This is a genomic window from Amycolatopsis kentuckyensis (assembly GCF_041679295.1).
GTDB classification, from domain to species: domain Bacteria; phylum Actinomycetota; class Actinomycetes; order Mycobacteriales; family Pseudonocardiaceae; genus Amycolatopsis; species Amycolatopsis kentuckyensis_A.
In genome coordinates, this window is the sequence record NZ_JBGDMD010000002.1 from 226,594 (window position 1) to 241,569 (window position 14,976).

A 14,976-nucleotide genomic window follows, 5' to 3' on the forward strand; every position below is an offset into this window, starting at 1 on the left:
CTAGGGAGGATCAGCCGCAGGCGCCCTTGCTTCGCAGCGCCCGCGTCACCGACTCCTGCACGCGTGCCGCGGGCAGTTCTCCGGACTGGACGGCCTTGACCAGCCGGTCCAGCACCTCGTTCACGCGGCCGCCGGACGACCACAGCGCCTCGTCCGCGCCGGCCTGCAGCGCCTTCAGCACGGCGTCCGGCAGCGGGTACTGGGCCGTGATCGCCTTCATCGCGCCGAGGTCGTCGGTCAGGACGAGTCCGGTGAAGCCGAATTCGGTGCGCAGCAGCTGGTACGCCGCCGGCGAGATCGACGCCGGGACGCCGCCGGTCAGGTCGGGCACGTCGAGGTGGCCGACCATGACCGCGACCGGCCCGTAGTCCGCGAGACCGCGGTAGGGCACCAGGTCGACGGCCCGCAGCTGCGCGAGCGGCGGGGTCACGACCGTGCCCTTGTGCGAGTCGCCCGAGCCGTGGCCGTGGCCGGGGAAGTGCTTGAGCACCGGCTGGACCCCGCCGTCACGCAGGCCCGCCGCGAACGCCGCCGCGTACGTCTTCACGCGGTTCGGGTCGGGGCTGAAGGAGCGGTCGCCGATGACGTCGTCGTCCGGGGCGTCGGTGACGTCGGTGTCCGGCGCGAAGTCGACCGTCACGCCGCGGGCACGCAGCTGGCGGCCGCGGTCGGCGGCCAGCGCGCGGACTTCGGCCGGCGACTTCGTCGCGGCCAGCTGCCGGGCGGACGGGATGTCGCCGTCGAGGTCGTCGATGCGCTGGACGCGGCCGCCCTCTTCGTCGACCGACACCGCCACCGGGAGCTGGGCCGCGGCCTGCACGGCATCCAGCGAACGATCTTTCAACAACGCTGTTGCGTTACCGCCGATGAAGATCCCGCCGACCTGGTTGTCGCGGACCATCGACACCGCGGCGCCCGGGTTGTCGCCGGACACCCCCACGACGACCAGCTGCGCCACCTGACGGCGCAAGTCCAGGCTCTTCACCAGCGACGCGCAGTCACCGGGCCGGGCCAGGCTCGACGTGGGCGCCGGGGCGGTCCGTGAAGGCGGTGAAGAGGGTGAAGAGGGTGAAGAGGGTGGTGGCGGAACCGGCGACCGCGGGATCGCCAACCCGGCCACGGTCTCCGATCCGCACCCGGTGACCAGGGAAATCAAGGACAACGCCACCCCCACGGCGGCCAAACTCCGGCGGTTCATCGGTCCCTTCAGACGTCTGCGTGCCCCACGACCGTAGTCGACGCCCCGGCTTCACGATGTGAAGAAGGGGGTCAGGAAGGTTAGAGAATTCGTGAAGGCGGCCTCAGCAGACTGGCACCGCAAGGACACGGACAGTGGGGAGGGGTTCGATGGACCAGGTGCGGGTGGCGGCGTGGGCGTCGGATCCGATCGCGCTCACGGGGCTGATCAACCACCTGAAGTCCCGGCCGGAGCTAATGGTCGTGCCGCGCGCCCGCCGGGGTGAGGCGGCCGTGCTGGTGTTCGCCGTCGGGCAGGTCGACCGCGAGGCGATCGCCGCGCTGCGGGCCGCGGCCGCCGAGTCGCCCGCCGCGATCGTGCTGGTCGCCGGCCACGTCGACCCCGGGCACCTGAGCCTGCTGGCCGACTGCCACGTCTCCGCCGTGCTGCCGCGGACCGCGCTCGACCGGCTCACCGCGAGCGTCCTCGCCGCGGCGCGGGGCCGCACGACGCCGTTGCGCGACCAGGTCGAGGCCCTCGCCAACGAAGGTTCCGGGGCGGCGCTGACGCCGCGCGAGGTGGATGTGCTTCGCCTGATGGCCGAAGGCTGGGACACTGCGGAGATCGCGGGCAAGCTCTGCTACTCCGAGCGGACCGTGAAGAACGTCATCTACGCCATGACCAACCGGCTCAACCTGCGCAACCGGCCGCACGCGGTCGCCTACGCCGTGCGGGCCGGTGTGATCTGAGGAAGGCCGTTGCGCACGATCGTCCGCCGGGCCGCCGTCGCGGTCGCCGCGTTGCTGAGCCGATCATTACCAATCCGACCACAGTCACGGCCGAATGACTTCGTAGCAACGGTTACGTGCCGCGTCGGGGTCGGCCTACTTTTGGCCGGATTGGTAATCCCGCTCGCCGCCTGCAGCACGGGTGACACGGGCGGCCCGACCAAGCTCACCATCGCCACCTTCGGCGAATTCGGCTACGCGCCCCTGATCGCCGAGTACCAGAAGCTGCACCCGGACATCACGGTCCAGAACCGCGTCACCGACTTCGACACCCACCACAAGGGCCTCGCGACGCAGCTCGCCACCGGCCGTGGCGCGGCCGACGTCGTCGCGATCGAGGAGCAGTACATCCCGCAGTACCGCAAAGCGAAGGACAAGTTCGTCGACCTCGCCTCCTTCGGCGCGCGGGAGCTGGAAAAGCAGTGGGCGCCGTGGAAGTGGGCGCAGGGCACCGACGGCGCGTTCGTCCTCGGCCTCGGGACCGACATGGGCAGCCTCGCCCTCTGCTACCGGCGGGACCTGTTCCAGGCCGCCGGCCTGCCCACCGACCGCGACGAGGTCGCGAAGCTGATGCCCGACTGGGACGCCTACGCGGCCACCGCCCAGCGGTTCACGGAGAAGACGCCGAACGTGAAGTTCGCCGACTCCGCCGGGACCGTCTACACGGCGATGCTCAACCAGTCGCCGGAAAACTACTTCTCCGCGGCCGACGACTCCTTCATCGGCGACCGCAATCCCAGCGTCCGCACCGCTTTCTACCTCTCCGGCGACATCGCCGCGAAGGGCCAGACGGCGGCCGCGACGACGTTCACGCAGGCCTGGAACGTCGCGATCAAGCAGGGTTCCTTCGCGACCGTCGCCTGCCCGGCGTGGATGCTCAGCCAGATCAAGGAAGCCGGCGGCGACGCGGGCAAGGGCAAGTGGGACGTCACGACCGTGCCGGGCAAGAGCGGCAACCAGGGCGGCTCGTTCCTCACCGTGCCGAAGCAGAGCGCGCACCCGAAGGAGGCGTACGAGCTCGCGAAGTGGCTGACCGCGCCGGAGCAGCAGAAGAAGCTCTTCCTCGCCGAGGGGATCCTGCCGAGCGAGCCGTCGGTGTACACGGACCCGCAGGTCGTCGCGCACACCGACCCGTACTTCGGGGACGCGCCGATCGGGCGCATCTTCGCCGCGTCGGCCGACCAGCTGCGGCCCAACTACCGCGGCCTGCGCGACGCCGACGTCCGGCCGGAGTTCGGCCGCGCGCTCGGGCGGATCGAAGACAAGACCGACGGCGTCGACCAAGCTTGGGCGGAAGCCGTGCAGCAAGCACAAGCCGCCCTGAAGTAGCGCGCGTGCTCGCTCGTTTCGACCGCAAGGCCACGCCGCTGCTGCTCGTCGCGCCCTTCTTCGTCCTGTTCCTGGTCTTCGGCGCGTTCCCGCTGCTCTACACGGCGTGGGTGTCGCTGCACGACTGGAACCTCCTGGAGGGCGACCAGGGCTACCGCGGCCTGGCGAACTACGGCGAGCTGCTCGCGGATCCCAACTTCTACAACGCGCTGGCCAACACCGTCGGCATCTTCCTGCTCGCCGCCGTCCCGGAGTTCCTGCTGGCCCTGGGCATCGCGGCGCTGCTCGACCGCCCGCTGCGCGGCGCGACCTGGTGGCGCACCGGGATCCTGCTGCCGAACGTCGTGTCCGTCGTGGCGATCGGGCTCGTGTTCGGGCAGCTGTTCAGCCGCGACTACGGCGTCGTCAACGAAGTGCTCGGCTGGTTCGGCGTCGCGCCGGTCAACTGGCAGGCGACGCGGTGGACGTCGCACCTAGCGGTGGCGTCGATGGTCCTCTGGCGCTGGACCGGCTACAACGCGCTGATCTACCTGGCCGCGATGCAGGCCGTGCCCGGCGATCTCTACGAAGCCGCGGCGCTGGACGGCGCTTCGCGGTGGCGGACGTTCTGGTCGATCACCGTGCCGGGCATCCGGCCCGCGATCGCCTTCACCGCGATCGCCGGCACGGTCAGCGGCCTGCAGCTGTTCGCCGAGCCGCAGCTGTTCGACGCCGGTGGGTCGGGCGGGACCGGCGGCAACGACCGTCAGTTCCAGACGCTGGCGATGTACCTGTACGAGAAGGGCTTCACGCACTTCGACGCCGGGTACGCGGCCGCGCTGACGTGGGTGCTGTTCGTCGTCTGCGCCGGCTTCGCGCTGGTCAACTACCGGCTGGTGCGCCGGTTCGTGAGGGCGGCGTGAGGCGCCCCGGCGGCTGGGTCTACGCCGTGCTGATCGGGGTGCTCGGCGCGTCGATCTTCCCGCTGTACTGGTCGTTCGTGGTGTCCACGAGGGACAACGCGGCGATCGGCGAGACGTCGCCCTTGCTGTTGCCCGGCGGGCACCTCTTCGAGAACGTGCGGCGCGTCTTCGACACCGTCGACTTCTGGCTGGCGCTGGGCAACTCGCTGATCGTCGCGGGCACGGTGATGGTGTCCAACGTCGTGCTCGCGAGCCTGGCCGGGTTCGCCTTCGCGCGGCTGCGGTTCCCGGGTCGCAACACGCTGTTCCTGCTGGTCGTCGGCTCGGCGATGGTGCCGGCGCAGCTCGGCGTCATCCCGCTGTACCTGGTGGTCGGCGAGCTCGGCTGGTACGGGCGGCTCGAGGCGGTGATCGTGCCGGGGCTGCTCAGCGCGTTCAGCGTGTTTTGGATGCGGCAGGCGTGCGAGAACGCGATCGACCCGGAACTGGTCGACGCGGCGACCGTCGACGGCTGCTCGATCCTGCGCACGTACTGGCACGTGGCCGTCCCGTCGCTGCGCCCGGCGGCCGCGGTGCTCGGGATGCTCACGTTCCTGGCGACGTGGAACGACTACTTCTGGCCGCTGGTCGTCCTCGACCCGAACGAGACACCAACCGTGCAGGTCGCGCTTTCCCAGCTCGCGAGTGGGTACTACACCGACTACGCGCTCATGCTGACGGGTGCGACCGTGGGCGTCCTGCCCGTGATCGCGCTGTTCCTGCTGCTGGGCCGCCACATCGTGCGGGGGATTCTGAGAGGGGCGCCGGTATGACCTTCCCGACGGGCTTCCTGTGGGGCGCGGCGACCGCGTCCTACCAGGTCGAAGGCGCGGTTCTCGAAGGCGGGCGAGGACCGTCCATCTGGGACACGTTCTCGGCTCGCCCGGGCGCGGTCGCCGACGGCGCGTCCGGCGAGGTCGCCTGCGACCACTACCACCGCTTTCCCGAGGACATCGGGCTGCTGGCGGACCTCGGCCTGAACGCGTACCGGTTTTCGGTGGCGTGGCCGCGCGTGATGCCGGACGGCCGGACGCCGTCGAAGGACGGGCTCGCCTTCTACGACCGGCTGGTGGACGAGCTGCTCCGCCGGGACGTCACGCCGGTTCTCACGCTGTACCACTGGGACCTACCACAGGTTTTGGAGGACGCGGGCGGCTGGCCCGTGCGCGATACGGCGTATCGGTTCGCGGACTACGCCTCCGTCGTGCACGACGCGCTCGGCGACCGCGTCAACCAGTGGACGACGATCAACGAGCCGTTCTGCGCGGCGTTCCTGGGGTACGGCAGCGGGGTGCACGCGCCGGGCGTCCAGGACTACGACACGGCGCTGGTGGCGGCGCACCACCTCCTGCTGGCGCACGGGCTGGCGACGCGGGCTTTGACGGCCCAGGCCCGGCCGGGCCACGAGTTCTCGCTGGCGCTGAACTTCGCGCCGGCGCTGGCGGACGGGACGTCGCCGGCGCACGTCGAGGCGGCGCGGAAGTTCGACGGGATCCACAACCGGTTCTTCCTGGACCCGGTGCTGGGCCGCGGATACCCGCCGGACGTGGTGGCCGACGTCGAGTACCACGGTGGCCGGTTCGCGGCGTCGGTGCGCGACGGCGACCCGGACATCATCGCGGCGGCGATCGACTGGCTGGGCGTGAACTACTACGCGCCGGCGCGGGTGACGCCGTTGGCCGATCCGTTGTCGCCGGGCAACTGCCCATTGCCGGGGTTGCGCGGATTGGACGTGTTGCCGGCTCGTCCACCGTTGACGGCGTTCGGCTGGGAGCAGGCACCGGCGGTGCTGACCGACTTGCTGGGCCGGCTGTCGTCGCGGTCCGGGTTGCCGTTGGTGGTGGCGGAGAACGGAGCGTCCTTTGTGGACCAGGTGGTCGGCGGCCGCGTGTTCGACGCGGCGCGGGTGAACTACTTCATGGAGCACTTGGGGGCGGTCCACGCGGCCATGCGGGCCGGCGCGGACGTGCGCGGGTACTTCGCGTGGTCGCTGCTGGACAATTTCGAGTGGGCGATGGGGTATTCGCAGCGGTTCGGCTTGGTGCACGTGGACTTCGAGACGCAGGTCCGGACAGTGAAGGACTCGGGCCGGTTCCTGGGCCGGGTCGCCAAGGCGAACGCGCTCCCGGAGTGACGTAGTGAATGACTCATTCATGTCGCCAGGCGCCATGAATGAGTCATTCACTACGTCGGACCGGCCGCCGTCGACGAACCGCGCGACCTAGGGCCGCTGCTGCCGGAAGGCGTCGGCGACGCCCGAGCGCGACGGGGTCTCCAGCTTTCCCAGCAGCCGGGCCACGTGCGCCTGCACCGTGCGGCGCGGCAACGACAGCTCCGCCGCGATGTCCGGATTGGACTTCCCGTCCGCGACCAGGCTCGCGATCCGGACCTCGATCGGCGTCAACGACTCCCAGCCGTGACCCGGCCGGATCGGGGAGAACAGCGCCCCGCGGCGTACGCCCAACCGGCGCAAGCGCGTCTCCGCCCGGCGCAAGTCCCAGCGGGCGCCCAGCGCCGTGTACAGCTCCGCCGCCTCCTCGAACGCCGCGTGCGCCGCGTCGAGCCGGCCGGCGCGGGCCAGCAGCACCGCCGCGTCCTCCAGCACCGTGGCCAGCTCCGGGCGGCGGCCGACCGCCCGGAAGTGCTCCGCCGTCGCCAGGACCGCCGCCGGGTCCTCCTCGATCAGCCCGCGGCACCACGACGCCGCCGCGTGCGCGCGGGCCGGGCGGCGCTCCTTGGCCGCCTCCTCCTCGCACACCGCCAGCGCCCGGCGCGCCCGGTCGACTTCGTCCTGCTCCATCGCCAGCCGCACGTACGCCGGGAGCCATTGGTGGCGCAGCATCATCTGCGCGTACGTCGGGTTCAGGATCGGCTCGAGGACCGCCATCGCGCGGACCCGGTCGCCGCGCTGTTCCGCCGCCAGTGCGTCCGCCACCAGCAGGAAGTCGAAGCTCTCGCGCTCGGCGCCGGTCGCCGGGGCGTACTCCTCCGCCGCGTCGAGGTGGGCCGCCGCCTGGGCCTGGTCGTCGCGGCGGCCCGCGATCAGCGCCGCGACGCCGTGCAGCAGCAGCGCGGCCGGGCCCGGCTCGCGCAGGCCGTAGAACGTGATCGCCGGGCCGTCCTCGGTGACCGTGTCCAGCTCGACCAGCGCCTCGTCCCACCGGCCCTCCCAGTACCGGTGCACCGCGACCGACACCTGCAGCCCGACCGGCATCGCGTGCCGCGCCGCGACGTCGCCCGCCGCGCGCAGGGCCGCGTCCGCCTCGGCGAGCCGGTCGAGGTTCTGCAATGTGAAGACGCGGTTGTCGAGCAGGTCGAGGTGCAGGTCGGCCAGCTCGTGCTCGTCGCCGACGGCCTCGATCGCCGCGTCGACGTGCGCCAGCGCGGAATCGTGCTCGCGGCGCACGGAATCGACCAGCCACAACGACTGCAGCGCGTGCGCCGTCAGGTACCGGTCGCCGTCGGCGAACGACTTCGTCTCGTACGCCGCCTTTTCCGCGGTGTCCAAATCGGACAGGTCGCCGCGCCGGAAGTTCGCCAGCAGCTGCCGGTGCTTGACCCGCCACAGCTCCGGCACGGCCGGGTCGTCGACCGACGCGGCGAGCGTCGCGACCGCGCCTTCGGTGTCGCCACGGCGGTGCCGCAGTGCTGCCAGGACGTGCCGCATCTCCTCGACCGCGTCGGGCTCGGTGGCGACGTCGAGTGCTTGCTGCGCCAGCGTTTCCGGGTTGCGCTCCAGCCGGAACAGCACCTTGACCAGCGCCACGAGCAGGACTTCGCGACGGTCTCCGGCACCCGCGGCCAGCGCGCGTTCCAGCAGCTCGACGGCGATCAGCGGCGCCCGGTTGGACACGGCCGCGTGGTGCGCGGCGAGCCAGTCCAGCACCCATTCGTCCACTGTGGCCGGTGCGGCGACGAGCTGCTCGGCGACGCGCTTGACCGGCGCGCCGATCCCGGCGAGCGCTTCCGCGGCCTGCCGGTGCAGTGCGGCCCGCGTCCCGGCCAGCAACCGGTCGTAAAGCGCTTGGCGCAACAGGGGATGCCGGAACGCGAGCTGCGTCCCGGTGTCGATCAGGACGTTCGCGGCGACGGCCTCTTCGAGCGGCTCCAGCAGGTCCGACGGCCGCGTGCCGAGCACCGCGGCGATGTCCCCGACGGCGAACTCCATGCCCAGCAACGCGCCCCAGCGCAGGACTTCCTGGGTCCGCGCGGGCAGGAAGTCGAGCCGCCGGTCGACCGCGGCGACCAGCGAACTCGGCGTCTCGAACTCGGCCGGGTCGTCGACGTCGGCCGCGCCGCCGCTCACCTCGACCGCGCCGGCGCGCAGCAGGACGTCGACCATTTCCTTGACGTACAACGGGTTCCCGGCGCCACGAGCGGCCAGCTCGCGCAGCCCGGGCCCGGGCGCCGCCCCGATCTGGTCCTCGATCAGCCGTCCGACGTCGGCGCCGCTCAGCGGGGCGAGGTCGAGCACGACGCCGTCGCGGGCCTGGACGCCGCGTCGCAGCTGGGCGAGCTCGGCGCGGTCCGGCGCCGGCCGGGTCGCGGCCACCAGCAGCAGCGGCAGCTGCCGGGTCGCCGCGCACAGGCGGTGCCAGACCAGCACGGACGCTTCGTCGGCCCACTGCAGGTCGTCGACGACCAGTACCTGCGGCGAGTCCGCGCACAGCTCGTCGACGAGCGCCAGCAGCCGGTCGACGGCGCCGAGCACCGGGTCGGCGGGTCCCCAGCTGCGCCGCACCGGGTCGCCCGAGAGTTCTTTCGCGAGACGCGCGCGCCGCGGGTCGGCCGAATGCGCGTCGATTTCGAGGCACTCCAGCATCACCTGGAGCGGAAAGCGGGTGCTCAGCTCGTCCGCGGCGGCCCAGAGCCGCCGGAAGCCGGGGCCGTCCGGCAGGGTGCTGGTGAGCAGCTCGGACTTGCCGATCCCGGCTTCGCCCTCGATCCACACGGCCCGGCCGCGCCCGGCCCGGACGTCGGCGACGAGCTCGGCGAGCCGCGCCGTCTCGGCTTCCCGGCCGAAGAGCCGGTGCCCGGTGACCTCGACCGGTGCCGCGGGGGCGTCGAGGGCGGGGTCCTGGGCGAGGATCCGCTGGTGGAGCCGTTGCAGCGCGGGTCCGGGTTCGACGCCGAGCTCGTCGACGAGGGTGGCGCGGGCGTCGCGGAAGACGTCGAGGGCGTCGGCGTGGCGGCCGCTGCGGTAGAGGGCGAGCATGAGCGACTCCCGCAGCGACTCCCGCAGCGGGTGCTCACCGGCGAGCACGGCCAGTTCGGGCGCGAGGTCGAGGTGGCCGCCGAGGGCGAGCAGGGCCTGGGCGCGCCGTTCGAGGGTGTCCAGCCGCAGTTCGGCGAGGTATTCGCGGTGCCGCTCGGCGAACCCGCCGGGCACGCCGGAGAGCGCTTCCCCCTGCCAGAGCGCGAGGGCGGCGTCGAGTTCGGTGACGGCGGCTCGCGGATCGCCGTGGTCGAGGTGCTGTTGAGCCTGTTCGCGGTGCCGTTCGAAGACGGCGGCGTCGAGCGCGTCTTGGTCGAGCAGGAGCGAGTACCCGGCGGGGTCCGAGACGAGGACGCTGGCCGCCGACCAGCGCGACCGGTCGGGTTCGAGGGCGCGCCGCAGCCCGGAGACGTAGGTGTGGACGCTGCCTTCGACGCTCGCGGGCGCGGAGTCGCCCCAGACACCGGCGATCAGTTCGGCGCGCGGAACGGGCCGGCCGGCGTTGACCGCGAGCACGGCGAAGATCGCGCGCTGACGAGCGGGGCCGAGGCCGATCTCGGCCGCCCCGCGCCAGGCCCGCAGGGGTCCCAGCATGCCCACTCGCAGACCGGTGTCCGCTTCCCCTCGCATGTCCTGCCGTTCCCTCGGGGGACGAACCCGCCGGGGGCGGGCCCCCAGGACCCCGGCGGACGTTTTCGTGCCGAGCTTACTGACGTGGCAAGCCCCGGACGGGTTGCCTGGTGGCGGGATTCGGTGGGGGTGGGTATCGATCATTTGACCGGTATGCCGGTGGCGCCGGAGGTCTTGAATGACTCATTCAGGGCTTGGGAGGTCTTGAATGACTCATTCAAGACCTTCGGGGGCGCGGGCCGGAGCCGGAGCAGGGGGCCTTACTCGCCGGCGACCGCGCGGCTCCGCACCGCTCCCGCCCGCCGGATCCCGAACGGCTGCATCCGGCTCTCCGCGCGCCGCACGTCCCACACCGCGCCCATCCCCGTGTACGCCGTCAACGCCGTCCGGAACGCCGCCCGCGCGTCGTCCAGCCGGCCCGACTCCGCCAGCAATATCGCCGCGTCCTCGGTCGCCTTCGCCTGCTTCAGCACCCGGCCCGCCGCGCGGTAGTGCGACACCGCCGTCAACACCGGTTCCGGGTCGCCCGTGACCAGTCCGCGGCAATGCGCGGCCGCCGCCGCGTGGGCGGGTGGGATCTCGCCCTCCCCGGACAGCAACCGCACCGCCTCCTGCGCGCGCTCGGGCACGCCCAGCCGGAGCGCCAGCCGGACCACGTCCGGCAACCACTGGTGACGCGCCGCCGGCGGGTAGTTCTCCTCCAGCAGCGGCAGCAACGCCGCCAGCGCCGCTTCGGGGCGATCGTCCTGCTCGGCCAGCAGCGCCCGGGCCGCGAGCAGGAAGTCGCCGCCGTCGGGCTCGAGTCCCGGGGGCCACTGCCGGCGGCCCGCCGCGTCCAGGTGCGTCCTGGCCAGCGCCACCTCGCCGCGGTGGCCGGCGATCAGCGCGCCGACGCCGTGCACCAGCAACGCCGACCCCGGGCTGCGCAGGACGTACGACGCCGTTTCCGCGCCGTCGCGGATCACCGCGTCCAGCTCGCCGAGGGCCTCGGGCCAGCGGCCCAGCCAGTAGTAGTGGACCGCGCCCGCCAGGTGCATCTCGCCCGGCACCGCGCGGGTCGCGGCGATCCGCCGGGCGGCCTGCAACGGCTCCGCGGCCTCGTCGAGGCTGTCGAGCGTCGGCACGGACAGCGCCGCGTCGTCCAGCGGGTGCAGCCCGGCCGGTGCCAGGACCGTCTCGTCGCCGAGCCGCTCCAGCGTCGCCAACAGCGATTCGTGCCGGCCGCGCCACATCTCCGGGACGTCGGCGTCGTCGAGCGTCCGCTTCAGCTCGGCCGTCGCCTCGGCGAAGTCGCCGCGGCGGTAGTAGACGTACGCGAGGATCCAGCGCATCTCGGCCGCGCGCCTGCTGTCGGACGTCCGCGCGACGACGGAGCGCGCCTCGGCTTCGGGCTCCCGGCCGAGCCAGAACAGCAGCCGCGCGAGCGTCGCGGTCAGCGTCTCCCGCGCGTCCGGCGGCAGTGCGCCCTGCGTGACGGCGTGGCGCAGCAGGTCGACGGCGACGCGCGGGGTCTCGGTGGCGACCGCGCCGATGTTGTCCAGCAGCCACGTCGTCACCCACGGGTCGACCTGCGCGGGCGCCGCGGCGAGCTGCTCGGCGACGCGGGCGGCGGGGGCGCGCGCGGCCGCGAACGCCTCGGCCAGCTGCCGGTGCAGCGCCACCCGCATCGCCGCGGGCGTCTTTTCGTAGAGCACGCGCCGCAGCAACGGGTGCCGGAACGCCAGCCGGTCGCCCGACTCGACGAGCACCCCGGACGTGATCGCCTCGTCGACCGCGCCGACCAGCGCCGTCGGCGGCCGCTCGGTGGCGACGGCGATGTCCGCCAGCGAGAACTCGCCGCCCAGCAGCGCGGCCCAGCGCAGCGTGTCCCGGGTGCCGCTGGAGAGGAAGCTCAGGTACAGCGTGATCCGCGACCCCAGCGGCGCCGGGATGGTCTGAGACGAGTTGCCGTCCAGGTGCGCGTGGACGCCGTCGAGCACGATCATCGACTGCGCCAGCAGCGTGTCGACGATTTCCCTGGTGTAGCGCGGGTTTCCGGACCCGTAGGACACCAGCGTCCGCAGCCCGGGCCCGGGTGGCGCGCCGACCAGCCGGGTGGCCAGCTCGAGGGTGTCCGCCTCGGGCAGCGGGGTCAGCGTGAGCACGGATGTGACATCGTTGTCGAATTCGGCTCGCAGCTCGTCGAGCGCGGCGGGCCGCGGTACCGGCCGGCACGCGCCCACCAGCAGCAACGGCAGCTCCCGCGTCTCGCGGCTCAGGTACCGCCAGACGCGCAGGGTGGTGTCGTCGGCCCAGTGCAGGTCGTCGACGACGAGCACCAGCGGCGCGTCCGCGCACAGCTCGCGGACCAGCCCGAGCAGGCTGTCGACGGGGTCCTCGCCGGACCGCTCGCCGAGCCGGGCGGCCAGGTTCGCGCGCCGCTCGTCGGTGGCCCGCGGGTGCACGCCGAGTGCGTCCAGCAGCGGCCGCAGCGCGAACCGCTGGTCGAGCGCGTCCGCCGCGGCGAAGGCGGGCTTGAGGTCCTGGGCCATGGCGAGCAGTTCGGCGAGCAGCGCCGTCCGGCCGCTGCCCGGTTCGCCTTCCAGCCACAGCGAATGCCCGGTGCCCGCGGCGACGTCCGCGACGGCTTCGCGCAGCCGGGCCAGCTCCGCCTCCCGGCCGATGAAACCGTCGGCACGCTCGGGCATCGCCGTGACCGGCGACCGCGGCACGCGCACGGGCGGCGGCGGTTTCGGCGCCGGCTTGTCCCGCAGCTCGTCGTGCAGCCGCCGCAGCGCGGGCCCCGGCTCGGTGCCCGAGGACTCGACGAGCCGGTCGCGGACGTCGGTGTAGACGGCGATCGCCTCGGTCCGCCGGTCGGACCGGGCCAGCGCGCGCATGAGCAGGCCGCGCAACGTCTCGCGGAACGGGTGCTCGCGGGTCAGCGCGGTCAGTTCGGCGATGAGCTCGGCGTGGCCGCCGGACTCGAGGACGATCTCGGCGCGCCGCTCGATCGTCGCGAGCCGCACTTCGGCCAGCCGCGCGCGCTGGGCGGCGGCGAACGGCCCGGGCAGGCCCGAGAGCGGGACGCCGTGCCAGAGGTCGAGGGCCTCGTCGAGGACCTCGCGCGCTCCTCGCAGATCACCGGCCGACTGCTTGCGCTGGGCCAGTTCCCGCAGGGCTTCGAAGCGGTGGACGTCGATCGCGCCGGCGTCCAGGCGCAGCGAGTAGCCGGACCCGATCGACGCGAGCAGCTGCGGGCCTTCGCCCTTGGCGCGGCCGGGTTCGAGGGCGCGCCGCAGCCCGGAGACGTAGGTGTAGATGGAACCCTGGGCGCTCTGCGGCGGCGCCTCGCCCCAGACGGCGTCGATCAGCTCCTCGCGCGAAACCGTGCGGTTCGGGTTCATCGCGAGGACCGCGAGAACCGTCCGACGGTGCGCGGAGCCGAGGTCGAGCTCCGTTTCACCCCGCCACGCCTTGACCGGGCCGAGCATTCGGAGTCTCGGTGCGGAGCCGCCCGCAGCCGACATCGGTCTCCCTTCGTGCGCTGACGAACCGTCACGCGCCGGATGCCTGACGTGAGCATACGCGGCCGCCGTGAACCGGCAGGCAAGGATGGCGGACATTCGGGCAACGGCGCACGGGCGGGGTTCCGCCGGGCCGCGGCGTGCGCGACGCTCGGGGGCGCCGAGACCTCGAGGAGCCCGAAATGGCCACAGCCGAGCCGACGGAGGACATGAAGCGGGCGGCCGCTCGCTTCGCCTGCGCCGTCGACGCAGCCGGCTCCCACCTCCGTGACGTCGCCAGCGAGATGGCGCTGGTGCAGGCGTCCTGGCGCGGCGAGGCGTCCGTGCGGTTCGGCCAGGCGATGAGCGACTGGGAGCAGGAGTTCGACGTGATCCTCTCGCGGCTGGCACAGCTGCTCGAGACGACCGGCGGCCGGGTGCCGCTGCCGCGGCGGCCATGAGCCGGCCCGAACTGGACGTCCGCTTCGCCGATCTGGTGCTCGACCGGATGGGCGCCATCACCGGTGAGCTGGGCGACCTGCTCGCCGAGCTGGAGTCCACTGTGGAGCCGGAACTGGCCGGCTGGACCGGCGAAGCGCGCGAGGAGTACCTGCGCGCGAAGCGCGAGTGGGGGCGGGCGGCCGAGCGGATGCCGGGGTGCCTGGAGCGGGCGCGGGAGGCGTTCGGCGAGCTGGCGGGCTCCGTCTTCACGGGCGTGAAGACGGAATAGGGACGGCGTGAAGACGGGCCGTCCACACTGCGACCATGAAGCCCGTCGAAGTGACCGTCCTCGCCTCGGACCCGATCACGCACGCCGGCGCGGTGAGCCTCCTGGAAAGCCATCCGGACGTCCGGATCACCGATCTGGTGCCCGACGTGCTGCTGGTGATGGAGGAGCACGTCACCGAGGCGGTGCTGGGCGAGATCCGGGCGGCGAAGGCGTCGCACGTCGTGCTGGTCGTCGAGCACTTCCGCGAGAGCGACCTGATGTCGGTGCTGGAGAGCGGCGTCGTGGCGATCCTGCCGCGCCGCGAGACGGGCGGCGCCGAGCTGGTGACGGCGGTGCTCGCCGCGGGCGACGGCACGGCGAACCTGCCGCCGCGGCTGCAGGGGGCGCTGCTTTCGCAGGTCCAGCGGATGCGCAAGGACGTGCTGGAGCCGAACGGGCTCACGTTGTCCGGGCTCGCGGCGCGTGAGTGCGACGTGCTGAGGCTGGTCGCCGAGGGCTTCGGGACCGAGGAGATCGCGGCGAAGCTGTGTTACTCCGAGCGGACGGTGAAGAACGTCCTCTACGGCTTGATGACGCGGTGCGGCCTCAACAACCGCGCCCACGCCGTCGCCTACGCGTTGCGAGCGGGCGCTATCTGAGACGTTTTCTTTGCCACTGTCACTTTTTCGTGGGCTAGGGTCG

General features: G+C 72.7%; 11 protein-coding genes. 8 read left to right on the forward strand and 3 right to left on the reverse strand.

The features are described from left to right. Positions 1-10 precede the first annotated feature (10 nt). Positions 11-1,198 (reverse strand): glycoside hydrolase family 3 N-terminal domain-containing protein, encoded by a 1,188-nt coding sequence (locus ACERZO_RS06940; protein ID WP_372663425.1) that lies wholly within the window; start codon positions 1,196-1,198, stop codon positions 11-13. Positions 1,199-1,347: 149 nt separating this feature from the next. Here ACERZO_RS06940 and ACERZO_RS06945 point away from each other — a divergent pair, with 149 nt between their 5' ends. The 5 genes from ACERZO_RS06945 (at position 1,348) to ACERZO_RS06965 (ending at position 6,369) form a co-directional block, all read left to right on the forward strand. After that, the gene (locus ACERZO_RS06945; protein WP_372663427.1) at positions 1,348-1,926 is read left to right on the forward strand and encodes a helix-turn-helix transcriptional regulator; all 579 of its coding nucleotides are present in this window, start codon (positions 1,348-1,350) and stop codon (positions 1,924-1,926) included. Between the two features lie 141 nt (positions 1,927-2,067). Continuing rightward, a complete protein-coding gene (locus tag ACERZO_RS06950) occupies positions 2,068-3,294 on the forward strand; it encodes an ABC transporter substrate-binding protein (protein WP_372663429.1) in 1,227 nt (408 codons plus the stop codon). Between the two features lie 5 nt (positions 3,295-3,299). Further along, positions 3,300-4,196: a carbohydrate ABC transporter permease gene (locus tag ACERZO_RS06955; RefSeq protein ID WP_372663431.1), complete on the forward strand. Its 897-nt coding sequence runs from the start codon at positions 3,300-3,302 to the stop codon at positions 4,194-4,196. Continuing rightward, positions 4,193-5,008, forward strand: coding sequence for a carbohydrate ABC transporter permease (locus ACERZO_RS06960; protein WP_372663433.1), 816 nt, complete (start codon positions 4,193-4,195; stop codon positions 5,006-5,008). Before ACERZO_RS06955 ends, ACERZO_RS06960 begins: the two co-directional genes overlap by 4 nt. After that, positions 5,005-6,369 (forward strand): GH1 family beta-glucosidase, encoded by a 1,365-nt coding sequence (locus ACERZO_RS06965; RefSeq protein ID WP_372663435.1) that lies wholly within the window; start codon positions 5,005-5,007, stop codon positions 6,367-6,369. Before ACERZO_RS06960 ends, ACERZO_RS06965 begins: the two co-directional genes overlap by 4 nt. A gap of 87 nt (positions 6,370-6,456) precedes the next feature. Here the strand turns inward: ACERZO_RS06965 and ACERZO_RS06970 are convergent, their stop codons facing one another. Both ACERZO_RS06970 and ACERZO_RS06975 read right to left on the reverse strand, forming a co-directional pair. Then, positions 6,457-10,050: a BTAD domain-containing putative transcriptional regulator gene (locus ACERZO_RS06970; RefSeq protein WP_372664584.1), complete on the reverse strand. Its 3,594-nt coding sequence runs from the start codon at positions 10,048-10,050 to the stop codon at positions 6,457-6,459. Between the two features lie 290 nt (positions 10,051-10,340). Further along, positions 10,341-13,553, reverse strand: a complete 3,213-nt coding sequence (locus ACERZO_RS06975) for a BTAD domain-containing putative transcriptional regulator (protein WP_444843215.1) — start codon at positions 13,551-13,553, stop codon at positions 10,341-10,343. Positions 13,554-13,768: 215 nt separating this feature from the next. Between ACERZO_RS06975 and ACERZO_RS06980 the strand changes: the two genes are divergently transcribed. Genes ACERZO_RS06980 through ACERZO_RS06990 form a run of 3 tightly spaced genes read left to right on the forward strand, consistent with a single transcriptional unit; the run spans position 13,769 to position 14,933 of the window. Next, complete coding sequence (locus ACERZO_RS06980) at positions 13,769-14,026, forward strand: WXG100 family type VII secretion target (RefSeq protein ID WP_372663439.1); 258 nt, start codon at positions 13,769-13,771, stop codon at positions 14,024-14,026. Next, positions 14,023-14,295: a WXG100 family type VII secretion target gene (locus ACERZO_RS06985; RefSeq protein ID WP_372663441.1), complete on the forward strand. Its 273-nt coding sequence runs from the start codon at positions 14,023-14,025 to the stop codon at positions 14,293-14,295. The genes ACERZO_RS06980 and ACERZO_RS06985 overlap by 4 nt, the downstream gene beginning before the upstream one ends. Positions 14,296-14,330: 35 nt before the next feature. Continuing rightward, positions 14,331-14,933 (forward strand): helix-turn-helix transcriptional regulator, encoded by a 603-nt coding sequence (locus tag ACERZO_RS06990; protein ID WP_372663443.1) that lies wholly within the window; start codon positions 14,331-14,333, stop codon positions 14,931-14,933. Positions 14,934-14,976: the final 43 nt, after the last annotated feature.

What these genes read in the sequence shown, in the direction of transcription:
- ACERZO_RS06940 (WP_372663425.1), bottom strand. Translation starts at nt 1,198, where the DNA reads ATGAACCGCCGGAGTTTGGCCGCCGTGGGGGTGGCGTTGTCCTTGATT.
- ACERZO_RS06945 (WP_372663427.1), top strand. Translation starts at nt 1,348, where the DNA reads ATGGACCAGGTGCGGGTGGCGGCGTGGGCGTCGGATCCGATCGCGCTC.
- ACERZO_RS06965 (WP_372663435.1), top strand. Translation starts at nt 5,005, where the DNA reads ATGACCTTCCCGACGGGCTTCCTGTGGGGCGCGGCGACCGCGTCCTAC.
- ACERZO_RS06975 (WP_444843215.1), bottom strand. Translation starts at nt 13,553, where the DNA reads ATGCTCGGCCCGGTCAAGGCGTGGCGGGGTGAAACGGAGCTCGACCTC.
- ACERZO_RS06980 (WP_372663439.1), top strand. Translation starts at nt 13,769, where the DNA reads ATGGCCACAGCCGAGCCGACGGAGGACATGAAGCGGGCGGCCGCTCGC.
- ACERZO_RS06985 (WP_372663441.1), top strand. Translation starts at nt 14,023, where the DNA reads ATGAGCCGGCCCGAACTGGACGTCCGCTTCGCCGATCTGGTGCTCGAC.
- ACERZO_RS06990 (WP_372663443.1), top strand. Translation starts at nt 14,331, where the DNA reads ATGAAGCCCGTCGAAGTGACCGTCCTCGCCTCGGACCCGATCACGCAC.